We start from the raw sequence: 25,625 nt of genomic DNA, 5'->3' as shown, positions 1-25,625 counted from the left end.
TTCATGAAAACCCAAATCATAAATATAGTTATTATACTAGCAATGGTCTTTTTTGCCATTCCTAAATTATTAGCAAAACCTCAGAGTATTGAGGGCTTCAAACAGTTTGAGAATGCAATCCATTTGAATGCTGATATTTTTAGAATATTCACAGGGGTTTCTGAATTAGCTTTAGCAACATTAATACTTGTATTTGCCATAAAAAGGCATCAGGTTATTGGTAAAATAGCTTTTGCTTTTTTACTAATAACCATGCTTACCGCACTAATTCTTGAATTTTTTGCAAGACCTGAACCAAAAATTGTTCTTGTTATAATAGCCATAGTTTTAGCATTACTATCATTATATAGATTAAACCAACTAATTAATCCAAAAATAAAACAACATGACACTAGACAATAAAGTAATATTAGTAACTGGATCTTCTAGAGGAATAGGTAAAGAAATAGCACTCCTTTTAGCAAAAAATGGAGCAAAAGTAATTGTTAATCATTCAAACAGTCCCCTAGAAGCAAAGGCGACTGTGGACAGTATTACACAAAACGGAGGTGTTGCTATTGCAATAAAAGCAGATGTGAGTAAAAAAGAGGATGTCACTAAACTCTTTGATCAAGCCATTGCCCATTTTGGCAAAATTGACGTGCTAATAAACAATGCCGGCGTAATGATTTCTAAAGAAATTAAAGACAACACTCAAGACGACTTTACAAAACAGTTTGATATTAACGTCAGAGGTGTTTTTAATACGTTACAGGAAGCGGAAAGTAAACTAGCTGATAATGGTAATATAATAAACGTATCCTCTAGCACCGTTAAATTAATGTTTCCAACCTATGCGCTTTATTCTGCATCAAAAGCTGCTGTAGAACAAATGACAAGAGTATTTTCCAAAGAGATAGGCAGAGGGGTGTCCGTAAATGCTATTGCTCCCGGAGCTACCGAAACTGAATTATTTTTAAAAGGAAAATCTCAAGAGTTTATAGACAAACTAAGTGGGATGAATGCTTTTAACAGACTAGCCAAACCAATAGACATTGCAAAAGTGGTGCTATTTTTAGCAAGCGACGATTCTAAATGGATTTCTGGCCAAGTTATTGGTGCCAATGGTGCGTTGGTTTAAAGACTTATTAAATTAAACAAAAAAAAAACAAAATCCTAAAATAGGATTTTGCTTTTTTTTTGTAATCTTTTGACATTACATCAAAGACCTTCTAATTATAACATTTTAAGCGTATTTAATTCTTGCTCAGTTAAAATTTTCCAGTTTCCTCTAGGAATATCTTTTTTAGTTAAATGTGCAATTTGTACACAATCAATTCTTACCAACTCATATTTTAAGTGTTCAAAAATAGTATGCAAAATAGTATTTCCAGTGTTTTTGATTTTTACTCCAATTTCGTTCTTAATATTATTAACGTAATCTATCTCTTCCACTTTTACAGACTTCCCTTCAACCTTAAAACCTTCTCTGATTTTTTTCATGTCTTCCATTTTTAAGTTTTTATCTAACTCTAAATGAAATAAACGCTCGACTCCTTTATTGGAATTTGTAAAACGTTCCACAATTTTCTCGTCATTAGTAAATAATAATAAACCTGTAGAGTTACGACCTAAACGTCCAATAGGTTTTATTCTAGAACTCGTTGCATTTCCAACCAAATCCATAACCGTTTTTCCTTTTTGATCACTTGTTGTTGTTGCAAATCCTTTAGGCTTGTTTAATAATACATAAGCCTTTTTTTCAGGATTTATTCTTGCGCCATCATAACGTACTTCGTCTTCCAACTTGACTTTATAGCCCATTTCTACGACTACTTTTCCATTAACAGCGACTAAGCCCATAGCAATATGCTGATCTGCTTCTCTACGAGAACACATTCCAGAATTGGCTACGTACTTATTTAAACGTATTTCGCCTGGATTAGACTGTTTTTTCTTACTAGGTTTTTTATCAAAAGCAGGCTTAGCGGACACTTCAGCATCATCTTTCACTCTTTTTTTAGGTCTAAAAGGTGCTTTTGGCTTCGCCTTTCCTTTTCCTTTATCCTTTCCTTCGCGTGCTTTACTCATGATATAATTTTTTGCAAATTTACAATGTTTTTTTGATAATAAATTAAAAACATTATTAATCGTTAAATTCTACTGTAGATTGTCTCTCTCTATTTACCGTAAGCTTGGTTACATCTGGTCTAGAATAGTGCCCTACAACATCAAAATTTTGACGTTCTTCCAGTACGCGATTAAAATCCAATGTTGCGCTAATTAATCCCTCCTTGTGTAAAACAGGCGCAATAATCCACTCGCCATCGGGTCCAGCAATACAACTACCACCATTTGCCAACACGTCTGGAGCACTACTTAGTATTCTATCTAAATGCGGTATGTCTTCAGGAAAATCTTTTTTAGTCATTAAACTGGAAGCAGAAATCACATAACTTCTAGACTCTCTAGCTATAAACCTTGTAATATCTTTAGTATTATGGTCGCTTCCTGGCCATACTGCAATATGAAGGTTTTCGCCTAATCCATATAATGCTGTTCTAGGCAGTGGCATCCAATTTTCCCAACAATTTAATCCACCTACAGTAAACTGTTTTAAAGGATGCACTTGTAAACCATTACCATCACCAGGCGCCCAAGTCAAGCGTTCATCATAAGTTGGTTGTAGTTTTCTATGCACACACTTAATAATTCCTGCAGCATCAATATACACTAGAGATGCATATATACTATGTCCGCCTCTATTTTTAGCGCGTTCCATAATACCTAAATACACAGCTATAGTATTCTGTTTTGCCAAAGCACAAATGGTATCTAACTCACCCGCCTCAATTTGAATTGAATTTTTAACGTAAGTCGCATGTAATTCCTTATTCACTTTAGTATCCCATTCTGCTCCACCGGTTAAAGCGACCCAAAACGGGTATCCTGGCACCAATGCTTCCCCAAAAACGACTAATTCTGATCCAATTTTAGCGGCATCAATTATAGACTGCTCAACCTTTTTAAGTGTTTCTACTTTATTTAAAAGTACAGGTGTTATTTGCGCAATAGCAACTTTTAAAGTGTGTTCCATATGTTTAAAGTATTCGGTTTAAAACTAAATCTATATCAATTAATAAGATACTAAAAACACCAGCCACGATAATAAATTTCAAAATATTATGCAACCATAAATATTGTGTTTTAGTTGTGGATTTCCATAGTAACAAAAGATATGTTATCAATAAAATTTCGCACATATAAAAATAGAAATACATATCGCCAACATCAAATTTTGTAATCAAAAAATAAACAGGAAATAGTGTTAAGACCACTAAACATGTAATTATTTTCTTTGACATATTCTCTCCATAAACAATAGGTATTGTTCTATAATTAAGGGTTAAATCTCCTTTTATATTCTCTAAATCTTTAGTCAACTCACGAATTAAAATTATTAAAAACAAGAATGTCGCATGCACAAAAATGACCGATTTAAAATTATAATAATACACAAAAATGACAAAAAATGGCGTTAAAGTTAACACTGCAGAAACCACATTACCCACAATAGGTATCTTTTTTAATTTATGCGAATAAAACCAAATCGAAAATATGTAAAATGAAAAGAATAAAACAGGTTTAAAAGAGACATAACTAGCCATTACTACAGCAGAAAAATTAAGCACAAAATAGAAAGACAATTTTGTGTTTTGACTAACTAGCTTATCTAATAGTGTTTTATTAGGCCTATTAATTAAGTCCTTTTCAGAATCGTAAAAATTATTGATGATATAACCACCTGCAATAACAGCTCCTGTCGCTAAAACTAGCATTAATAAATTAACATCAAACAATACTTGTTTTAATGGTTTATCGGATGCAAAGATGTAAATAGATGCTAAGTACTGAGCAATAACTATAATAAGAATATTATAGCCTCTAACTACAGAAAACATACTAAAAAACTTTAAGTAAAGATGTTTTTGTTTTCTGGTAAACATTAATTATTTATTTGATAAGAATTTTCTTAAAACCCTATAAACAATAAATAAAATGGAAAAACTCAAAAGAAGACCAAGTATTTGCATTAAAAATAAACCTATTGAAAAATCATTTAACGTTGTTTCCATCTCAAATTAATTTTAAAAATTATAAACGACTTCTAATTTATAGTCCTTTAGTGCTTGTTCTGCTTTTTTAATATCTGGTGTAAAACCTAAAATATAACCTCCACCACCAGAACCACATAATTTTAAATAGTAGTCGTTAGTTTCAATTCCATTTTTCCATAACTCATGAAACTGCGCTGGGATCATAGGCTTAAAATGATTAAATACCACTTTAGATAATTGTTTTGTATTTTTAAATAAGGATTTTATATCTCCTTTTAAAAAATCATCAACACAAGCATCCGTATGCTTTATAAACTGATTTTTAAGCATTTTCCTAAAGCCTTCTTGCTTCATGTTTTCCATAAAGAGACTTACCATTGGTGCTGTTTCTCCAATAATACCAGAATCCAATAAAAACACAGCACCTTGTCCATCACTGCTCTGTGTTGGAATACCTGTCGCTTCAATATTTTCTTTAGAATTTATCAAAATTGGTAAACTTAAATAGCTATTCAAGGGATCTAAACCAGAAGATTTTCCATGAAAAAAAGATTCCATTTCAGCAAAAACAGTTTTAAGAGATAATAATTTTTCTCTAGTTAAATTTTCTAAAACTGTTATTTTGTTTTGTGCATATTTATCATAAATAGCAGCCACTAATGCTCCACTACTACCAACTCCATACCCCTGAGGTATAGATGAATCAAAATACATACCAGCATTAACGTCGTTTTTTAATTGTTTAATATCAAAAACAACCAAATCCTCATCTATTTTAGATAGATATTCAGTAAAACGCTGTAAACTTTCATTTGATTTTTGTGCCTCTTCAGAAGGATTTTCTTCTGTTTTAAGTGCTCCATTATAAAAGTTATAAGGTATGGAGAGACCTTTCGAATCTTTAATAATTCCGTACTCTCCGAACAATAATATTTTTGAATAAAATAAAGGGCCTTTCATATGCTATCTAAATCATTGATTTTATAAAGTTACAACTGTTTTGCGCCAAAACCAATTTTATCACAAATATAGTGACCGTTTTGACAATATGCAACCAACTGTGATTTAATGAATTCTAAAATTTTATCTGCATCTTTTTCAGGATATAGCACATGTACATTCGCCCCAGCATCTAAAGTAAAACTTATAGGTAACCCTGTCTCTTGTCTAAAACTCCAAATCTTATTTATAATTTCCAATGTATTGGGTTTCATTAAAATAAAATAAGGCATGCTAGTCATCATCATAGCATGCAATGTGAGTGCTTCACTTTCTATTAAAGCAATAAAAGCATCTAAATCTCCCGACTCTAAAATGACCTTGATACTAGAAATATGATCTACTGCCTGAGTAAACCGTTGTTTAGCAAATGGATGCCCATACATTAAATCATGTCCAACCGTACTACTAACCTGCTTCTCTCCTTTATCTACTAATAAAATAGTGTCTTGATAATTTTTAAAATTATCGTGTACTTTATATGGATATTTCACACCAAATAAATCACTAGTGCCTTCTATTTCTGGATGCTTTCCCCAAACTACTAAATCACCTTCAAGGCTTCTACAGGCACTTCCCGATCCTAACCTTGCTAAAAATGAAGCTTTTTGAATAAAATCTGAATCGGAAATCGTTGGATCCATTTGTTTCTCTATACTCATTAAACACAATGCTAAAGCACTCATACCAGAAGCAGAAGATGCTATTCCTGAACTATGTGGAAACGTATTTTTTGTTTTTATTGTAAAATGAAAGTCTTTTAAGAAAGGTAAATAATTTTCTATACGTTTGAAAAACGTCTCAATTTTAGGATGAAAATCTGGTTTAGGTTCATCCTCTAAAAAAACGTCGAATGAAAATACATCCATTTTCTGTTCTCGTTTTTCAAATGTGAGCTCTGTTATTGTTTTGCATGCCTCTAAAGTGAAACTTATTGAAGGGTTTTCTGGTATCTGATGTTCCTTTTTGCCCCAATATTTAACTAAAGCAATATTACTAGGTGACGACCAAGAAACACTCCCATTTACAAGTGAATTTTGATAATTATGTACTGAAAAACGTGATAAATCCATCTAAAAGCTAAATTTATGCAAAGATAACCTTAATATTTAAACAATTTTAGTAATTTTGTAACCGAATAGATGTTCATCTCGATGTTTTTAAACGTGATTTTCATACATTCAAACGATTTAACAAGTTAACTGATAGGTAAAAAAAGTTCCCTTAAACTTCGCTTCACTGCTTTTTACCTTTAAAAAAAAAGTCTATTCCTTATGGACAAAAAACAACGTATTATTATCACTATGCTAGAGCTAGTGGTAAAACAAGGTGTACACGCTACCCCCATGTCTCAAGTTGCTAGAGAAGCAAATGTTGCTGTGGGTACGATCTACCACTATTTCGAAAACAAAAATCAGATTATTGAGGAAATTTACTTAATGATTGTAAAAGATTACGGTATTGTTTTAATGGCCAACCTCCCTGAAAACGGAAGTTTCAAAGATAAATATGACGCCATGTGGCTAAATTTATTCAACTATTTTGTTGGTAATCCATTGGCCTTTCAATTTATTGAATATGTCGCCGTACCCCCTATTATATCCAAAGAGATTGTAAAAAAAGGGATCCCTTATATAAGTAATATCAGAGATTTCTTTTTGCAAGGTATCTTAGAAAAAGAATTAAGAAACGTGCCACTTAGATTAATCTTACAGATGATTTTTGGAGATGTTGTATCTGCAATGCGCCTGAAGATTACCGAAGATTTAGAAATGACTAAACAGGAAATAGATTTTGCTTTAGAAATGTCTTGGGACTCGGTTAAATACAAAGCTAACTAGTAAGTGCTAAAAGCTTATTTAATGTTTTAAAATTCCTGGTGGTTGCTACGACTTTTAATTTTTTCTCAAAAAAATTATTATTAGCCTTAGATTTACCATATCCTATACTGGAATACAAATACACGCAATCGTTAGTTAGGTTAAATTTTTCGTTCGGAAAATCATAACCTAACACGGATGCTTTTTGTGTTTCATTAATTTTAGAATACAATAACGCAAAATAACTAGACTGTTTCTCCTCATTATTAAAAGGACACCTCTCCAATATTTCCTTTAGTTGCCGTTCTGTTTTTAATAGTACCGGAATTACAAACCCAAAATGTTCCAAAATTGACTGTTCAATTTTTAAGGTCAGAACCTGCAGGCTTGTTTCTAAACTTTTAAAAATGACATTCCCTGTTTGAATATAGGTCTGAACTTCCTTAAAACCTAAATTTTCTAATAAACGACGTAAATTTTGCATTGGTATTTTGTTATGCCCACCAACATTAATACCTCTCAAAAAAGCGAAATAAGTTATCATTTTAACTGACCAAATTTTTAGCGACAATATAAGCACTTGTCCATGCATTCTGAAAATTAAAACCACCAGTCACAGCGTCAACATTAATAATTTCGCCAGCAAAATATAAGTTATCATACAACTTACTTTTGTAATTTTTAAAATTAACCTCTTTAAGATCTACTCCTCCTGCTGTAACAAACTCTTCTTTAAAAGTACTTTTACCATCCACCTTAAAAACTGCTTTAGTTAATTGATTACTTAAAGCTTCCAATTGTGCTTTATTAAGATCAGCCCACCTTGTTTCTTCTGTAATATCTGAAGCCATAACTAGTGTTTTCCATAAACGCTTTGGCAAATCAAATTGCGTTACTTTTAACACCGTTTTTTTAGACAACTCCTGTTTAATATCTTTTAAACTGGAAAGCACAACGTCGTTATCTTGGTTTATAAAATTAACTTCAATATTAAATTTATAATCCCTTTTGGCCAACTCCAAAGCTCCAAAAGCAGACAGTTTTAAAATAGAAGGTGCACTCATCCCCCAATGCGTAATTAATAATGGTCCTGAAGATTCCAAATTGGAACCAACTACTTTTACAGTAACATTTTGCGCAACAACACCCGGTATATCCTTAATTCTATCATCTTTAATATTAAACGTAAATAAAGAGGGGACGGGTTTAATTATAGTATGATTTAGTTGTTGTAGAAAAGACCATATTTTAGGATTACTTCCAGTCGCTACTATTACTTTGTTAGCCAAAAAGTGATCTGTTTTGGTCTCAATCTCCCAATCCTCATTTGTTTTTTTAAAACTCAATACTAATTGATTAGTTAACACCTCAACGTCATGCTTATTCGCCTCACTTAAAAAACAATCGATAATCGTTTGAGAGTTATTACTAACAGGAAAAATACGACCATCCTCTTCTATTTTTAACGCCACACCCCTATCTTCAAACCAACCCATCGTATCACCTGTCATAAACGTATGAAAGGGACCTAACAATTCTTTTTCACCTCTTGGGTAATATGTTGTTAACTCTTGAGGCACAAACTCGGCATGTGTCACATTACAGCGTCCTCCTCCAGACACTTTTACCTTACCCAGAACATCTTTACCTCGTTCTAAAATGGCTACTTTTAAGCTTGGATATAACGCTCCTATATTAATTGCAGCAAAAAAACCTGCCGCTCCGCCTCCAATAATTATTACATCGTATTGTTTCATATTCTGTCTGGAAAATCACTAATTATAGCATCTACTTGATAGCTTATTACTTTTTCTATGTCCTGTTTTTTATTTACGGTCCAGGTGTTAATCTGGAACCCTAGTTCTTGTGCTTGTCTAACATTATCCTGAGTTAACATCTTAAAATCAGGATGTATGGCTTTTGCTTTTATAGTTTTTGCAAATATTAAAGCCTCTGCCCAATCTCCTTCCGTTAACACGCCTAATGGAATGTTTGAATTATAATTAAACACATCCATTAATTCGGATGCTTTAAAACTACTCACTAACACATGATCCATTGACCATTTCTTATTGGCTATATAATAATTGATGATATCACTAGTTGGCTGTGCCGTTTTATCACCTTTCAATTCAATATTAATGATAATAGAATCAGCTATCAAATCTAGCACTTCTAGTAAAGTCGGTATTTCATATTGATTATCAATTTTAAGTTTTTTTAATTCACTTAAAGAAAAATCTCCAATATTACCTGTTCCATTTGTTGTTCTATCCAATGTAAAATCGTGAAAAACAACGACCTCTCCGCTTTTACATAAATGCACATCAATCTCCACTCCATCAACACCAAGAGCCATAGCCTTCTTTATAGAGTCTAGCGTGTTTTCTGCAACATAACCTTTAGCGCCTCTGTGACCAATTTTAAGAATTTTATTCATTAATTTTATCAATATTTTAAGATTCCAAAGCTAGATTTGGATTGATATATGTTTATATTTAATTGAATTTAAAAGCATCACAATTTATGACATTTCAATTAAAACCAATACTAGTTTCAGCATTACTTTTTATGTCTTGCAATACAGGAAAACTAACTGTAATGGGATCCATAGATAGTGATTTAGAAGAAACTTCGGCAGCACAATTAATTAGTAATTCCGATTTAGTTTGGACTATTGAGGATGCAGGAAATAAAAACAATGTTTACGGTTTAGACCTAAAAGGAGATATAATTAGAGATATTGATGTTAGCAATATAAAAAACCAAGATTGGGAAGACCTAACGAGCGATAGCAAGGGCAGTCTATATATTGGTGATTTTGGAAACAACTCGAAAAAGCGAAAAAAATTCTTTATTTATAAAATCGAAAACTTAGCAAATGTGGATCATAAAACCGAAGCATTAACGATTAGTTTTACATTACCAAAAGATGTAAAATCAGAAGATTTTGAATCGTTCTTTTTATGGAAAGACCACTTTTATATTTTTAGCAAAGAAAATAAAAAGACGATGCTTCTTAAAGTTCCTAACCAAGTAGGAGAACATGTTGCTACTTATGTTACAGAATATGAATTAAAAGGAAAAGACACACGTGTAACCTCTGCAGATATTAGTCCCGACGGAAAAACTGTTGTACTATTAAATCACGACCGTATTTGGACCTTAACAGCATTTAATAGGGATAATTTTTTTGAAGGTATTGTCACTAAGATAGATTTAAAACATGACAGTCAAAAAGAAGGCATTTGTTTTAAAGACAATACAACCGTTTATATTACTGATGAGGATTCAGGAAAAGAAGACAACAATATCTACAGCTTAAAACTATAAATTAAAAGGCTTTAACTGCTGCGTGATTAACTTTACGTCCTCTGGATTAACAATTGTCTTTTTAGCATCTTCAAACAGCTTACTAGCCTCCTCATAAACAGCATTACTATAGCTTTTGTTATTACAACTAACCGTGAAAGCTAAATGATTAAGCATGTGTATTAATTTAACCACAACCATAACATCGTGTTTAGAATAAGTCCTGATTGGTGCCAAAACAGAAAACAATAAATCTTTAAAACTTAAAGCGCTAATTTTAACCAAGGCTTCATTATTATATTGAAGAACACTAACATCTTGTTTCTGCATTCTTTTTTCAAATAACTCTGTTAAATAATCTATTGCAATTTCTGCAGTTCCGGGATCATTTATTCCTGGCGACATCGCTTTTACTGCAATTTCGGTAATTTGTTTAAACCCTAATATGTAGTTATCTTCAATGACTTCGTCTCTAGAAAACTGAAAAAAGCTTAATAAATCTTCCAAAGCCTCATCCTCTATTTCTGTATTACATTTAAATAAGGGGCTATCCTTATACACATATTGCCCTTTGATTGCTACTACATGGAATTTACAGTCATTATTTTTAGCAAACTCTAACACAGGATCCAATATTATATCTTGTAAAAAGCCCGTTGACACCGATGAGAAAGTTGTCCAATTATCAGTTTCGGGAAACGCATGACTATTATCCTTTTCTGACGTAATAAGTTTATCTAATCTATTTTTGGCTTCAGAAAAAATACGCTGCATTATATTATGCACTTGAATTTCTTGAGAAATAGAATGAATAAAATAAATAAAAGCCCCCAAACACACGACCATTAAAACAATAGCCAACAATACTGAAAACCCAGGTAATTGATATTTATCACCGTCTGGTTCTATTGACACCATTGTGAATATACAATACAGTAACGTTGCATTATAGATTCCTAATATTTTTTGATGGCGTTTATTAGAAATTAAACTTGGCAATACCCTTGGCGAAAAATTACTTGACGCTTGATTAAGTAAAACCATAACCATGGAAAAACTAAAGACCATAATTGAGATTAATCCCGCTATAAACGTGGTTAAAATACTAAAAGCCGTTTCTGTGTTATTAATAACCAGCAAGGGAACATGATCCATTAAATACCCCGAAACCCCTTTATTTTCTATGTAATACATAAAAAATGCAAAGCTCACACCTACCAGACTATACACCGTTGGATAAAACGCTATTTTGCTTTCTAGTTTTTTTAAATATTCAAATCCATTGACTATTATATTTTTCATGTAATTGGTTAGTTAAAAATTTAACCCAAATCCAAAAGAAAAACGCAACCCTTCTTCACTATTAAAAAAGTTAAATGTTCCAGAAACACTATCTGCTGCAGTGACCCAAAAACCAACACCAAAATCATTGTGCCAGACTTTAGAATCTCCATTTTTGGTCCAGACACGTCCTACATCACCTCCAGCAAAAACGCCTAATTGCAATGGTAATGTTCGTGTTTTAAATTGATTAAAACTATAACGAATATCTGCACTACCGGTCAAGCTATTTTGCCCAGTAAAACGCTGTAATCGATACCCTCTTAATCCATTATTACCGCCAATATTTGCTTCTTGATAAAAAATTAAATCATCACCAAAACGTAATTGCGAACGCAAATCTGTTTTTAATACTAGTTTTCTATTTGTTGATAAAGCGTTATAAAACCCTAATTCCGAGTTTATATAACCATACGTGTATTTTGTATCTTCTGGCTCTGTCTTCGCACCAACATCAATACCCAATGTCATCCCTCTAGAAGGATTAGAAGCATTATCAAAACTTTGATAATTAAAATTTCCTTCTACTCCAACAAACAAGCGTCTTCCATAAAAATCTGTATTTACCGAAGACGGTTCTAACGTTTCGATAAAACGATCGGGCGTTTCTCCAATTTCAATAGCCTCTACTAAAGCCTTAACGCCGTAATCCGATCCAAAATCTCCTTTTTTCAAAACCCCTACACTTGCCGCGTAAATACTTGTTTTTATTCGATTATAATCTAAATCTAAGACATCATCATTATTAGCCGTTTGATTACCATATCCAAAAAAGTTATTAGTAAAATTCTCACTGGTTAATTGCCCTGAAACATGCAAATTAAAATCGCCAAAAAGATTAGCAAACTCTCCATCATAATTTAAACTAAATCCACTAGTCGCGAAAAAATAACCACTTTTAAAACGGTGTTGCTGCGTGTATGGATTACGAGAAAACCCTTTAACGGTATAATTAAAACCAACTCCAACTTTAAAACCATCATCTGGATTATATCCTAAACTTGGTGTTATAACACTTGTTCTAACTATATTTTTTTGAAAATCGAACAAGTTATTATTATAAATATCTGTGAAATTTATTTTTGCTCCATTATTTTTAGTAATCGTATTGGGTTTAGATTTATGATCATATATACGCACCCGTCTTCCATTATTAATAATGTATTCGTCATTGTTTTGACCTCCAATAATCCTTGTGAATATTAAATTATTAGCTTTTCCTGTGACTTCAATTATATCGTCATCATCCAATGCATAAATCCATAATTCTTTAGTGATATCCTTATTAAAAGTACGATCAACAATTACATCTGCTTTTTCTCCTTTTTTAATTCTAGAAATAATGACTTGAGTTTCATTGTCTCCAATTCTTTTAACTTCTATATAATCATCTTTATCCGTTCCGGTAAGTATCACTAATTCATTTAAATAATCGGAATATCGTTCTGCTATATCTAATAAATTAGAACGTCTACCTTTTAAAAAGGTTTTAATTTCTTGTAATGATTCGTCTTGAGCCTCTTTTGGCACTTTACTAAACGCCTCATCTATCACAGCATCTGTAATATGCTCCTTCAAATATTGCGCTTGCTTTAACCAAACCGATTTATCTGATTTTTGTATTAATACCTTATCAAGCTTTACTCCAGCGCTGTTCATCCATTTAATATCTTTCAACTCCGCATCATACACTTGTAATTGCTTAGTAGACCCAGAAATAAAACGCATAATATCTAAGATAGCACCATCAAAATTAGAAAATACCTGATCTCTATCTCTTGGTATTGGCTTATACAACTTATCTCCATTCTCTTGATTAAATTGCGCCCATCGCCATTGGTCTTGATGTCTATCCCAATCTCCTAAAAGCATATCAAACAAGCGTGCTCTTACAAATGCGTTTTCGTCTATTTTATATTTTTCGTCTTTACGTATCTTCTTAATAATATCATGTGTACTTTCGATATCATCAGCATAACCAAAGTTTTTCTCATCAGAATAATTATCTTCAGGACGCTCTTCAATTAAATATAATTCGCCTCCATAATTGTAATTATAATCCTTTAAATATTTATGTTTTGGAATGTAATACAATTTTGGATTGGTATGATAGACATCTGCTGCATGAGATAAATCAGGAACCACAGAAAACGCATAAGGATGCGCTGCTGTATAAAAATCTAAAATTAAATCTTCAACTTTTGTTTTGTCAAAATCATCACTTAGGTAGGTTTCTTTAAACAATACTGTCTGCAAATATTGTGTCGCACTTTTACGCAAGGCTCTCATATTTAACTGACGCCCATCTTTAGTTTGCAGCCTTAAAGACCTGGTTTGATGCCCTCCACCTTCTCTTACTATTTCTAACCCACCATAAAGTGTATCCAAAGTTGCTACAGGCACTTCAACTTTTTGACTATATAAGTCTCTATACTTCTCTCCAAACAAGGCTTCATAAACACCTGTTTTATCCGTTTCTTCTTTTGTATAAATAGACGCTTGTGTTGTTATTGGAAAACTATCTGGTAATTGTGATATATCGTATTCTGCCGCATTTTGATCTAAAACTTGTTTAGTAAATAATAGCTTAGCTTGTTGATTGTCTTCGCCATAAAAACTAACATAACTACTTCCATCTTCATAAACCGTTAATGTTGCAAAACCTTGTTTACCATAAGCAAACAAACCATTATTACTTAAAGATGCGCCTGACCCTTTTGCTCCAGAACCTGACACAATTTGTTTAATTCCATTATCCTCGATGTATTGTAACGTGTGCTCATGACCTGAAGCAAACACAATATTTTGATACTCTAACGCAAGCGTCTTAATACGATTCATCATATTATTATAACGCTCGTTAAAACGATCTTGAATAGACACGCCACCTTGTGTTCTTACTTGAGTTAAAAGAGAGGCTATACCTGGTAGTGGTAAGTTACTTTGAAACGGAAAAAGGTGCTTGTCTTTAGAATAAAACCCACCGTGCGAGCCATTGGTATACATCGGGTGATGCATCGCTACTATTACTGTTTTATTTTGAGCCTTTTTAAATTCGCCCTCTAACTCTAAAAGAAAACGCTCTCTTGTTTTAATTTCGCACTCATCGTTAATTGTTGGATGTTTATTCCAGTTTTCTAAATACCATTGGGTATCAATAATAATTAATTCGATAGCATCACTAACTTCGACAACTTCTAGAGGACAACCATTTTCTGGCTGAAACGTATTTTCCCCTAGAGCATCTTCGATAAATTGTTCTTCATCTTTTAAACCATGTAAACCATTGGCATACCAATCATGATTACCTGGAATAAATAAGACCTGACCTTCAAAGTCTTTAACCGAATTAACTTGTGCTTGGATGTTATTTTTAGCCTCATCATAAGATTCGTGCTCTTTTTTTGGCAAACCTGCAGGATAAATATTATCTCCTAAAAAGATGGTGTAATCATCCTTTGTTTCTTTATTTTTTATGAAATTTTTATAAGCTGTTAACCCTTTCGAAAAGCCATTTTCAGGAGAAATACCAGCATCCCCAACCAAATAAAATGTTTTATGAACTTTTTTATTAGGTAATTCGACTTGAGTCGAAATTTCATCTTTATACTGCGCTTCAAAAGAGGCGCAATTACTTAGTAGAAAAGCGAAAGCAAACGTTAGAAATATGTTATTTTTTGTCATTAAAGGTTGAGAGTTTTATTTTTTTAGTACTTTGGATAAGAATAATTACACACCTATGTCTAAACTAGTTGAAAAAACCGAAGCTTTTGTATTTGAACTCCTTAAGAACGAGCTACCAAACACCATAGTTTATCACAATCATACGCATACCTTACGAGTATTTAAAAGTACAAAAGAAATTATAGAAAATTCTAAAATTGATGTTAATGATGCCGAAATACTAGAATTAGCTGCCTTATTGCACGATGTAGGATATACACAAACTAGAAATGGTCATGAAATTGTTAGCGCAAAAATAGCTAGAGATTTTTTAACCTCTCAAAACGCAAGTGAGCAAGTAATTAAAACTGTAGAAGATTGCATATTAGCTACTCAATTTGATGCAAAACCAAAAAACGAATTAGAAAAAATATTACGTGATGCTGATTGCTCTCATTTTGGAAAAAAATACTTTCCTGAAGCTAGCGAGTTTTTAAGAAAAGAATTAGAAATAGCTGGAGAAGCAACCTATACTCCTACAGAATGGTTAGACGAAAACATTAAAGTACTATCAAAAAAACACAGTTATTATACTGACTATGCTTTAAAAAATTGGCAATCAAGAAAAGAAAAAAACTTGGCCAAGCTTATAAAAACTAAAAGAAAACAAAAGACAAAAATTAAAACAGAAGAACTAAAAGCAAAATATAAAGCACAATACAAAAACGAAAGTCCAGAACGTGCAATCCAATCATTTTACAGGACTGCTTTAAAAAACCATATAAAGCTTAGTGATATCGCTGACACTAAAGCCAACATATTATTATCTGTAAATGCGATTATTATCTCTGTAGTATTGGCTAATTTAATTTCTAAATTAGACACCAATCCTTACTTAACTTGGCCGACAGTAATCTTTACCTTATTTAGTGTGATCTCTATGGTTATGTCCATAATAGCAACACGTCCCAATGTAACCAGCGGGCAATTTACTAAGGAGGATGTAAAAAACAAGGAAGTAAACCTGACCTTTTTTGGAAACTTCCACAAAATGGGACTTAAAGAATTTGAATGGGCGATTAACGAAATGATTAGTGATAAAGAATACATCTACAAATCTTTAACTAAAGATTTATACTTTCTAGGAATTGTTTTAGAACGTAAATACAGATTATTACGAATAACCTATACCGTATTTATGATAGGAATTATAGTCTCGTTACTTGCTTTTGGAATTGCTGTTAAAAATAATCCTGGCGTTAATATCCAAGATGTATTAGACACCACAACGTACATACAATCTATTTTACCTAAAACACTTAGTGCAGCTTAGGTTATTACGCTTTAATAGCCTGCATTAGATCATCATACGTATAAAACTCCTTTTTATTAGAATCATTTTGGTACAGTATATTTACACGTAACGCTTTTAAACCCGTTACCCCCTGTAAGTCTTCTAGTTCTAAAATCTCAACGTCATCACCTAATTGGTGCTTAGATTGTAAGAAATGAATGTATTGTAAATACTCCATTTCGTCTTCCTTTTGAGAATAGACAATTGTTAATTTACCTTTAGCCGTTATACGCTCTGATGTGCCTTTTATATTAGCTTTGTCCACACGTTTTTTAACCACTTCATATCTGGCATTATACGTTCCGTCTACATCAAAATGTTTCTCGTCTGTTCTAAACCTTATCGATAAAGGCTGGTTAAATACCAAAACCATAGATGCCACGTCTAGTGCAATAGGGTATTCATGTTGTTTGTTATAAAACACATTTTCCATTTTACACATGACTTGTAATTGCCATAAACGCAAATTGTATAAGTAAATAGCACTAAAAGAATCCTCTTTAGTTATGGATTCTCCGATGTACATGTTGTGCTCCACCCCATCCGTTTTGTACCGCTCAAAAAAGTGAGGATACATCGCTTGTGCTTCTATTTGTTTTTTATCCAATAATGATGACATATTTTTATTAATCAAACTTATAGTGTCATCATAATTTTTGCGATAGTAATAAATAACATTTAAGTCCCCATCGATCTTACTAAAATAGTCTTCAATATCTTCTTTGATATAAGTCTTTGATTTTAATTGAAATTTAAAAAGAGGCTCTATTTCATTTTTAAAAAACTGCGTTACCCTTTGTTCACTATCAACTTTAAAATCTAATTTTAACGCTTTTTCATAAGCCCCTATTTGAAACAATAATTGTTCAAAAATAGGTAGTTTCTCCGTTTTATAAACCGTTTTTATAATACGCTCAACCATTTTTAGTTGCAGAGACAAATCCTTCTGAGTAGCATTATTTCTGGCATCCGAAGACCCTTTGACATCTATTTGACCAAATAAAGGATATACTTTCTCAAAGCTTATTTTATTAAACGTTGGATTTGACACACCATCAAATTCCTCTTGCATAAACTGTCTAGCCGCACGCTCAAACTTCCATTTTACACTTGGATGAATCGAGGTACACTCCCTTTGGATAATAGCTTGAATTAGGTTTTCTTCATCTCTTTTAGAACGCTTTACTGCAGATAAAATAAAAGGCATCACGTCTGCCAATTTATTAGAATTTATACTATTTAAAGCTTTTGGTGTTCTAGAAACTAACTCTAAAACAGCTAACAACTCTCCGTTTTCTGCTATTGGTGCAAAAATAGCACTCTTAATGCCTTGTTCTTTTAAAACAGAGACCTGAGGTGATGCACCTTCGGATAAATTAAAACTTTTATCAACATCAGATATTGCAAAATTAGTTTTCTCCTTTAAAATTTTCTCATAACTGTAATGACAAAACAAATTCTCACATTTAAACGCTTCCTGAGCTTTTAGTAAATAACTACTAATACTAGAATCGTGTACCTTCATTAAGGTATTCTCTTCTTTGTTATATATTGAAAAACCAACGTCCAAATCAGTAATACTTAACAACGATCTAAATACCTTTTTAAAATCAACCATAAAGCTTTCGTCTTTACGCTTGTTATTTCCTATTAAGGTTGTTTTAATATTAGATATGGCTTGATCTTCCGTAACATCAAAAATATTAGAAATTACAAATCCTTTAGAGATATAACTATTTGGAGGGAATTTTTCTTTCCATAAGTCTATATTATCAAAATTATCTAATAACTGATCAAAATCGTCCTGAGTTAATTTAGGTGCTCTATCTGTGGCTATTATTTCCATAAAATCCGCATTATATGTGATTTTATAGATTCTTAAAATCCCATTAGCATCTGGAATCTCATAATATAAAGGTCTTTTAAAATTGGTGTTATAATTATAACAAAAACTCATGATGATAGTACATCCCAAAATATACCAGTCATTTTCAGGCATATTTTTTATAACCAATTCAAAATCGGGACCTGCACTTTCAATAATACTTTCAAACCGTTTAGAGGCATTAAAAATGAAATTATGATAAGGTACACTTGCCGTTTTTATCTCGTTTAAACTTAAAATTTCACTAAAGGAATCCTGTAATAAAATCTCAATATCTTTCTCATGTTCTTTTAAAACAGACACTTTACTAAACCCTTCTTTTAAAATAGGATTGGCCGCCTGTATTTTTAATATACGATTAGCCTTAGCCTCAATAAATGGATCTTCATTTTTAGCTAACTCCTCATAGCGCTCAATTAATTTATTAAAACTAATCTGTAGCGAAAAAGGTAAATTTATATTGTCGTTTAAATCGATCATTGTATTCTTTAAGATACGCAAAAATACGCATTATAGCTGTTAGTCGTTAATTTTTTAACAAGTTGACACCCTTTTTAAAGTATAATTTTCAAACCTATTTTAACCACATAAAACAAAGCCGATAAGTGGTCTAAAAGATCCGATTACTACGATCAAAAAGAATGAAATTAGATTATTTTAATACCTTTGGCCTGAACTAAATTTAGTTCTCAAACGCTATCAAACAATCCTATCACCATAGATCTTAATTATAAAAAAATGTTAAAAACAAAAACAGTAAGTCTGATAATAGCAATTACAACCTTTAGCTCTTGTCAATTTAATCAATCCGTCAGTACTGATTTAACAACTGGAGCCTACTCTAGAGGCGATGGTATTGGTTGTGATGCTGTATATATAGAAATTAATGGTAAAGAGGACAAACGAAATGAATTTATTTATGGCGAAAACGTAACCCTTGTTTTCAATAATATTAATGGACTAATTAAATCTGACAGCAGATCCTATCCTGGATTATCCATGCACATTATTAAAAACGATAAAGACACCGTGTATTCTGAACCTAATTTATTAGGCAACTCAGACAACGGAACTGATATTACTCCTCTTCAACTGCGCTCCTCTTTCCGAACGGCATTGCCTTATAAAAACAACGAGAAATACAAATCTTATGTTCAAATATGGGATAAAAAAGGTGATGGTACATTTACTTACGAATTACCCTTTACAGTAAAGCAAAATGACTTACTAACAATAGAAAACAACGGAATTGTATATTCAAATATATACTTATGGGACGAAACCCTCAAACAACCTGTTTTTGAAAGCACTATAAATGCTGACCATTTATTAATACTAATCCTTGAAAACATAGAAGGTCTAGAATTGATAAACGATAAGGTTTTTCCAATCTTTTCACTTGACATAATAGATAACAAAGGCGAAAAAATCCTTTCCGAAGCCAATCTATTAAGCAAATTTGAAAATGAGGGTGTTAATACAACTGATTTAAAACAACTGATAGCAAAAATCACCTTTCCGGATGGAAAAATAAATAATCCGTGTCAATTAATTGCAAAATTAAAAGACAAAAATTCGTCTAAGGAGATTAACATAACAACAGCATTGATAATAAATTAATATTAAACACTGACTTTATTGGCACTCCAAAAAGAAGAGGTGTTTTAAAATCAACAACAAATAATGTAAATGATTTAGTGCTTGAATGTAATGACCTCTTAAAATGGAATGGTCAAAATTATGAAAAACAATAAAATTCCAGCTAATAGCTCCCGTCCTTTACTAAACATTCGCTACTTCTAAAACATAATTCAAAACAATACATTACATCTAATTTGAGTACAAAAAAAACCGGAATACATTCCGGTTTTTTATTTAAATAATTAAACTTTTTTTTAATCGTTAAGCTCTAACCCTGTTATGGTTAATACTTGAATTTCAATTTCGTTTCCTTCTTCATCTTCACTCATTTCTGTCGTTTTCTCGTAAGTCACGGTAAATTGACTTCCAACATAATCATCCGATTCTAAATCAAAAGACTCTAAAGCTTCTTCAGATACATATTGAAATAACATGTTTTGTTTAGCACCTTTTTCTGTAACTGCAAATACGTAATCATACTCTACTACTCCTTTGTAAACACCTGAAACTACTAAAGTTTCTGTTGCTGTAAATGATGTTAAGCTTAAAAATGCAATTGCGATAATAATTAATTTTGCTTTCATTTTAAAAAATTTTATAAAGTTATTGTATTATGTGTGTTTTCGGAAGTTTGCCACCTCAAGTCCAAAACTGCTTTTAGTATTGTTTCCTATTGCAATACGCGTGGTATATAGCTTATACGTATAAAACTCTTATCTAGATTACATTAGCTTGGTAAGAAACATATCAAAAACCTCAATTACAATTAAAATAATAATGATCCACTCCAGCCTACTGCTTTCTTTATGGTCCATTATATCTTTAAAAAGCTCAAGGTTTTCTTTTATAATTTCTATTCTATCGTGTATTAATCGGTATCTATCTTTTAAGTCAAACGTCTGTTTTAAATCTTGATTAAGCTGATTTAATTGTTCGTTTTCCCATGTACTATCAGGCGAATCAAAGATGTATAGATTTTCTGAAATTCGGTTTTTAATATTCAAAGTTCGACCTATAAATCGTTTTAACTTATTTCCAGAAATATCTAACTTTCCTTTTTGTTCTAAATACAACGTATGCTTATTAGTTTGTTCCAAAAGATCATACGTGATCTCAGAGTAACGATCTAAAGCCACACTCTGTGATACGTTAAGCATCACCAAACGAACCATGTCATCGTTTAATTCGGGCAACTCGATATGATTGAAATCTACTTTTAAACTATTAGGTTGGATAAGCACCTTAACCTCTTCAGATAGTTTTTCTGATAAATAATTATTGGAGAATGGCTCCATACTAGTCAGTACTTCATTAATAGACTGAGTGGTCATATTAAAAAAGCTTACTATTCCATATTGAAAAATGTACACAAACGCATTATCGTCGCATTTGTAATACAGCTCGTCACTATCATTAAACAACAACTGCCAAGACAGTTGTTGTTTACATTGTTTTATATTGATAGTACTAGCTACCTGATAGGCAACTACAGTATACATGCTTAGAAATCGTCGTGATCTTGCTCTTCGCTTGGTTCTGACTCTGGATCCTGAACTGCTTCTGCGTCATCATCTTCAAAGTCTTCGTAATCATCTTCGTCATAGTTCTCCATAGTTTTTACCAACTTGGTACTAACCTTGACTAAATACTTAGTGTCTTCCGTAGTCACTTCTACAGCTTCTATCAACTCGTTTTTAGCATTTCTAAACTCGATAATATGGTCTTCGTCGTAGCCATCAGGATACCTCTCTACTAACAACTTTAATATTTCAGGTGTTAGTTTTTTAAAGTCTACTATGACACGTTTCAAATTGTCTGGTTTTTTCATTTTACGAAAGCAATTACAATCCTAATATATATGCAAATATAAGTGGAGCAACTATGGTCGCATCACTCTCCACAATAAATTTTGGTGTATCAATATCTAGTTTTCCCCAAGTAATTTTCTCGTTAGGTACAGCTCCAGAATATGATCCATAACTAGTTGTAGAGTCACTTATTTGACAAAAATAGCTCCAAAATGGTGTGTCTGTACGCTCCATATCTTGATATAACATTGGCACTACACATATTGGAAAATCTCCTGCGATACCTCCTCCAATTTGAAAAAACCCGATTCCGTTTTGAGAGTTTTCAGTATACCAATCTGCTAAAAACGTCATGTACTCGATACCCGATTTCATGGTACTAGCCTTAAGCTCTCCTTTTAAAACATAACTTGCAAAAATATTCCCCATAGTACTGTCTTCCCAACCTGGGCAAACTATTGGCAAGTTTTTTTCTGCTGCAGCATACATCCAAGAGTCTTTTAAATCAATTTCATAATACTCTTCTAAAACCCCTGACAATAACATTTTGTACATGTATTCATGTGGTAAAAAACGTTCTCCATTAGCCTCAGCATCTTTCCATATTTTTTCAATATGGTGTTGTAAACGTCTAAACGCTTCGTGCTCAGGAATACAAGTATCTGTTACACGGTTAAGTCCTTTTTCTAATAAATCCCATTCTTCTTGAGGTGTTAAATCACGATAGTTAGGCACACGCTTGTAGTGCGAATGCGCTACCAAATTCATGATATCCTCTTCCAAGTTTGCTCCAGTACATGAAATAATATGCACTTTATCTTGACGAATCATTTCTGCAAAACTTTTACCAAGCTCTGCTGTACTCATAGCACCAGCAAGAGAGACTAACATTTTAGCACCATTGTCTAATTGTGTTTCGTATCCTTTTGCCGCATCTACTAAAGCTGCTGCGTTAAAATGTAAGTAATGGTGTTCTATAAATTGTGAAACTGGTCCTTTAGTACTCATCGTCTTCGTTGAATTTAGAAGTGTTATTTTTTTGTGTATCTTTCTCGTATGTGTTGTCGTAATCGTCCTCTGTGCCTTGATTTAAAAACTTATAGCTTAGCATTTTATAATACAATTTAGCAGCTAAAAAGTCTGAAGATTTATCCACTTTATTTGGACATAATTCAACAATATCAAATCCAACTACGTTTTTCTCTTCAAATACTTGCTTTAAAAACTCTAAAGTTTCGTACCATAATAAACCACCTGGCTCCGGTGTACCAGTGCTTGGCATAATTGAAGGATCAAAGGCATCTAAATCTATTGTGATAAATACATTATCCGTCATCTGATCAATTGCACTATCCACCCATGTATCATCTAGCGCCATCTCATGAGCAAAGTATGTTTTTTCCTTGTCCATTACCGTCGTTTCAATCGCATCCATAGAGCGTATTCCAACTTGAATCAAGTTAGTCGTTTGACTTGCTTCATATAATGCACAGGCATGGTTACAGGTCGTACCTTCATACTCTTTACGCAAATCCGCATGCGCATCTAATTGTAATACTGTTAAGCTTGGAAACATCTCGTTAAAGGCACGTATTGTACCAATAGATATAGAATGTTCTCCTCCAAAAATAGTAACAAACTTATTTTTTTTAATATATTTTTTAGTCACACGATGTACTGCATCTACCATAGCTTCTGGCGAGCTATTTTCAGTCACAGCATCCGCTAAATACACCCCTTGATTATAAACTTCTGTACCAGTTTCGAGATCATAAAGTTCCATATTTTCTGATGCATCTAAAAAAGCTTCCGGACCTTTATCTGCCCCTTTTTGCCATGTACTAGTACCATCATACGGCACTGGAATTAACACGATTTTTGCTTTTTCTAATTTTGCCAATTCTTCTGGAATTCCAGCATAAGTTTTAGTTTGCATAGCCTAAAATTTTAAGTAAGTCTTCACTTTTTTGTTGTTCGGAAAATAATGTTTTTGTGATGTTTCCATCTTCATCTCTATCTATTAAAATATGTTTTGGAGACGGTATTAAACAGTGTTGTAATCCTCCAAAACCACCTATTGTTTCTTGATATGCTCCTGTATTAAAAAAGCCTATATACAATGGTTTGTCTTTGTTGTATTTTGGTAAATAAATAGCGTTCATGTGCTGTTCACTATTATAATAATCGTCACTATCACAGGTTAACCCTCCCAGTAAAACACGCTCATAAGAGTCATGCCAACGGTTAATTGCTAGCATTACAAAACGTTTATTAATCGCCCAAGTATCTGGTAACGTTGTAATAAAAGAAGAGTTTATCATGTTCCACTTTTCACGATCATTTTGTTGTTTTTGATACAACACTTCGTAAATAGCGCCGCCACTTTCCCCTACTGTAAAACTTCCAAATTCTGTAAAAATGTTTGGCACATCAACCTCTTCCTCTTCACACGTTTGTTTGATTTGATTGATGATTTCGTCAATCATGTATTCGTAATCAAAATCAAATGCTAACGAGTTTTTAATAGGGAATCCACCTCCAATATTTAAACTATCTAAGCTAGGGCAAACCTTTTTTAAACTAGTATAAACTTTTAAACATTTTAATAATTCATTCCAGTAATACGCATTATCTCTAATTCCTGTATTGATAAAAAAGTGAAGCATTTTAAGCTCTACTTTTGGATTGTCTTTAATTTGACTTTTATAAAACGGAATAATATTTTTGTACCCAATCCCTAATCTTGAAGTATAAAACTCAAACTTAGGTTCTTCTTCTGATGCGATTCTTATTCCTACTTTAAAGTTACCATCAATTTGTTCTGAAAGTAAATCTATCTCCTCGTAGTTATCAATAATTGGAATACAGTTTTTTTGTCCGTTATTAATTAACCTTGCGATGTTAGTAATATACTGCTCACGTTTAAATCCATTACTGATTATAAATGTTTCGTCAGTTATTTTACCTTCTTTTTTAAGGTTCTCAACAATATCAATATCAAAAGCTGATGATGTTTCAATATGAATATCATTTTTTAAAGCTTCATTTAAAACATGTTTAAAATGCGAGCTTTTTGTGCAATAGCAATAGTTGTAACTTCCTTTATAGTCATGCTTTTTTATAGCATCTCTAAACCACGTCTTAGCGCGTTGTATATTATTAGAGATTTGTGGTAGGTATGTGAACTTTAAAGGTGCTCCATACTCTTCCACTAACTCCATTAAATCGATATCATGAAATTGTAATGTCTTGTCCTCTAACTTAAATTCTGGTTGAGGAAAATCAAAAGTTTGACTGATTAAGTCTATGTACTTTGTGTTCATTTGTGGTTTAAAACGTTAAAATTGAAATATAAATAGTTTAAAAAATTGTATTAAAAAAATATAACAAAGTGACTATCAAATTTGAATTCTAAGGTCGTAAGTGGGTGCAAAGCCAAACTGATGCTGGCTAGCATATATCGTAGTGAAAGCGGAAGTTAGCTTTAGAATTCGGTCGCTTAATCTGTAAGCTGCTTTTGAATATGACTTCCTAATTTTCAAAAGCCCGAACATAGAAACAGAGTTCAAAGTGTTCAGCTATTATACTGCAAATGAAATACTTTTTTTTGAATTAAAAACTTTTTTATTAAAAAAATAAAATTTATTTAATCTACTGATAACATGACCACTTACAACGCTACAAAAAACAAAAGCACTTCTTTTA

At 32.2% G+C, this 25,625-nt stretch carries 23 protein-coding genes; 6 read left to right on the top strand and 17 right to left on the bottom strand.

Annotated elements, in window-relative coordinates:
• The first annotated feature begins 3 nt into the window (after positions 1–3).
• The gene (locus H0I26_RS06360) at positions 4–402 is read left to right on the top strand and encodes a DoxX family protein (RefSeq protein ID WP_218701502.1); all 399 of its coding nucleotides are present in this window, start codon (positions 4–6) and stop codon (positions 400–402) included.
• Positions 386–1,120: an SDR family oxidoreductase gene (locus tag H0I26_RS06355; RefSeq protein ID WP_218701501.1), complete on the top strand. Its 735-nt coding sequence runs from the start codon at positions 386–388 to the stop codon at positions 1,118–1,120. The genes H0I26_RS06360 and H0I26_RS06355 overlap by 17 nt, the downstream gene beginning before the upstream one ends.
• A gap of 95 nt (positions 1,121–1,215) precedes the next feature.
• Here H0I26_RS06355 and H0I26_RS06350 read toward each other — a convergent pair whose 3' ends face one another.
• From H0I26_RS06350 to H0I26_RS06330, 5 genes are all read right to left on the bottom strand, one after another.
• Positions 1,216–2,070, bottom strand: a complete 855-nt coding sequence (locus tag H0I26_RS06350) for a pseudouridine synthase (RefSeq protein ID WP_218701500.1) — start codon at positions 2,068–2,070, stop codon at positions 1,216–1,218.
• A gap of 55 nt (positions 2,071–2,125) precedes the next feature.
• Complete coding sequence (locus H0I26_RS06345; protein WP_218701499.1) at positions 2,126–3,076, bottom strand: carbon-nitrogen hydrolase family protein; 951 nt, start codon at positions 3,074–3,076, stop codon at positions 2,126–2,128.
• Between the two features lie 4 nt (positions 3,077–3,080).
• Complete coding sequence (locus H0I26_RS06340; protein ID WP_218701498.1) at positions 3,081–3,986, bottom strand: geranylgeranylglycerol-phosphate geranylgeranyltransferase; 906 nt, start codon at positions 3,984–3,986, stop codon at positions 3,081–3,083.
• 141 nt (positions 3,987–4,127) lie between these two features.
• Entirely contained in the window at positions 4,128–5,057 is a 930-nt protein-coding gene (locus H0I26_RS06335) for a mevalonate kinase (RefSeq protein WP_218701497.1), read from the bottom strand.
• 29 nt (positions 5,058–5,086) lie between these two features.
• Positions 5,087–6,169 carry a diphosphomevalonate/mevalonate 3,5-bisphosphate decarboxylase family protein gene (locus tag H0I26_RS06330; RefSeq protein ID WP_218701496.1) on the bottom strand — a complete coding sequence of 361 codons (1,083 nt, stop codon included), beginning with the start codon at positions 6,167–6,169 and terminating at the stop codon, positions 5,087–5,089.
• 201 nt (positions 6,170–6,370) lie between these two features.
• Here H0I26_RS06330 and H0I26_RS06325 point away from each other — a divergent pair, with 201 nt between their 5' ends.
• Positions 6,371–6,937 (top strand): TetR/AcrR family transcriptional regulator, encoded by a 567-nt coding sequence (locus tag H0I26_RS06325; RefSeq protein ID WP_218701495.1) that lies wholly within the window; start codon positions 6,371–6,373, stop codon positions 6,935–6,937.
• Here the strand turns inward: H0I26_RS06325 and H0I26_RS06320 are convergent.
• The 3 genes from H0I26_RS06320 to H0I26_RS06310 are packed head-to-tail and all read right to left on the bottom strand — an operon-like array spanning position 6,930 to position 9,356.
• On the bottom strand, positions 6,930–7,460 hold the full coding sequence (locus H0I26_RS06320) for a DUF1697 domain-containing protein (protein WP_218701494.1): 531 nt from the start codon (positions 7,458–7,460) through the stop codon (positions 6,930–6,932). The two genes, H0I26_RS06325 and H0I26_RS06320, sit on opposite strands and share 8 nt — an antisense overlap.
• Position 7,461: 1 nt before the next feature.
• Positions 7,462–8,673 (bottom strand): NAD(P)/FAD-dependent oxidoreductase, encoded by a 1,212-nt coding sequence (locus tag H0I26_RS06315; protein WP_218701493.1) that lies wholly within the window; start codon positions 8,671–8,673, stop codon positions 7,462–7,464.
• The gene (locus H0I26_RS06310; protein WP_218701492.1) at positions 8,670–9,356 is read right to left on the bottom strand and encodes a glycerophosphodiester phosphodiesterase; all 687 of its coding nucleotides are present in this window, start codon (positions 9,354–9,356) and stop codon (positions 8,670–8,672) included. The genes H0I26_RS06315 and H0I26_RS06310 overlap by 4 nt, the downstream gene beginning before the upstream one ends.
• 86 nt (positions 9,357–9,442) lie before the next feature.
• Between H0I26_RS06310 and H0I26_RS06305 the strand changes: the two genes are divergently transcribed.
• The gene (locus H0I26_RS06305) at positions 9,443–10,249 is read left to right on the top strand and encodes a hypothetical protein (protein WP_256935284.1); all 807 of its coding nucleotides are present in this window, start codon (positions 9,443–9,445) and stop codon (positions 10,247–10,249) included.
• Here H0I26_RS06305 and H0I26_RS06300 read toward each other — a convergent pair.
• On the bottom strand, positions 10,244–11,530 hold the full coding sequence (locus tag H0I26_RS06300; RefSeq protein WP_218701491.1) for a DUF2254 domain-containing protein: 1,287 nt from the start codon (positions 11,528–11,530) through the stop codon (positions 10,244–10,246). The two genes, H0I26_RS06305 and H0I26_RS06300, sit on opposite strands and share 6 nt — an antisense overlap.
• Before the next feature lie 12 nt (positions 11,531–11,542).
• Complete coding sequence (locus H0I26_RS06295; protein WP_218701490.1) at positions 11,543–15,253, bottom strand: metallophosphoesterase; 3,711 nt, start codon at positions 15,251–15,253, stop codon at positions 11,543–11,545.
• A 55-nt stretch (positions 15,254–15,308) separates the two neighbouring features.
• Between H0I26_RS06295 and H0I26_RS06290 the strand changes: the two genes are divergently transcribed.
• Positions 15,309–16,565 carry a Pycsar system effector family protein gene (locus H0I26_RS06290; protein WP_218701489.1) on the top strand — a complete coding sequence of 419 codons (1,257 nt, stop codon included), beginning with the start codon at positions 15,309–15,311 and terminating at the stop codon, positions 16,563–16,565.
• A gap of 4 nt (positions 16,566–16,569) precedes the next feature.
• On the opposite strand, the gene H0I26_RS06285 is transcribed toward H0I26_RS06290, so the two are convergent.
• Complete coding sequence (locus H0I26_RS06285) at positions 16,570–18,951, bottom strand: GAF domain-containing protein (RefSeq protein ID WP_218701488.1); 2,382 nt, start codon at positions 18,949–18,951, stop codon at positions 16,570–16,572.
• A gap of 258 nt (positions 18,952–19,209) precedes the next feature.
• Here H0I26_RS06285 and H0I26_RS06280 point away from each other — a divergent pair, with 258 nt between their 5' ends.
• Positions 19,210–20,091 (top strand): hypothetical protein, encoded by an 882-nt coding sequence (locus H0I26_RS06280; protein ID WP_218701487.1) that lies wholly within the window; start codon positions 19,210–19,212, stop codon positions 20,089–20,091.
• A gap of 275 nt (positions 20,092–20,366) precedes the next feature.
• On the opposite strand, the gene H0I26_RS06275 is transcribed toward H0I26_RS06280, so the two are convergent.
• From H0I26_RS06275 to H0I26_RS06250, 6 genes are all read right to left on the bottom strand, one after another.
• Positions 20,367–20,696, bottom strand: coding sequence for a hypothetical protein (locus H0I26_RS06275; RefSeq protein ID WP_101016977.1), 330 nt, complete (start codon positions 20,694–20,696; stop codon positions 20,367–20,369).
• A 138-nt stretch (positions 20,697–20,834) separates the two neighbouring features.
• A complete protein-coding gene (locus H0I26_RS06270; protein ID WP_101016975.1) occupies positions 20,835–21,611 on the bottom strand; it encodes an RMD1 family protein in 777 nt (258 codons plus the stop codon).
• 2 nt (positions 21,612–21,613) lie between these two features.
• A complete protein-coding gene (locus H0I26_RS06265) occupies positions 21,614–21,940 on the bottom strand; it encodes a hypothetical protein (RefSeq protein ID WP_101016973.1) in 327 nt (108 codons plus the stop codon).
• Between the two features lie 13 nt (positions 21,941–21,953).
• Positions 21,954–22,928, bottom strand: coding sequence for a deoxyhypusine synthase family protein (locus tag H0I26_RS06260; protein ID WP_101016970.1), 975 nt, complete (start codon positions 22,926–22,928; stop codon positions 21,954–21,956).
• Entirely contained in the window at positions 22,918–23,856 is a 939-nt protein-coding gene (speB, locus tag H0I26_RS06255; RefSeq protein ID WP_218701486.1) for an agmatinase, read from the bottom strand. Before speB ends, H0I26_RS06260 begins: the two co-directional genes overlap by 11 nt.
• Entirely contained in the window at positions 23,846–25,243 is a 1,398-nt protein-coding gene (locus tag H0I26_RS06250; protein ID WP_218701485.1) for an arginine decarboxylase, read from the bottom strand. Before H0I26_RS06250 ends, speB begins: the two co-directional genes overlap by 11 nt.
• Positions 25,244–25,625 lie beyond the last annotated feature (382 nt).

The organism is Olleya sp. HaHaR_3_96, assembly GCF_019278545.1.
GTDB lineage: Bacteria > Bacteroidota > Bacteroidia > Flavobacteriales > Flavobacteriaceae > Olleya.
The sequence above is the reverse complement of the archived record's forward strand: the minus strand, read 5'-3'. Positions and strand labels throughout refer to the sequence as shown.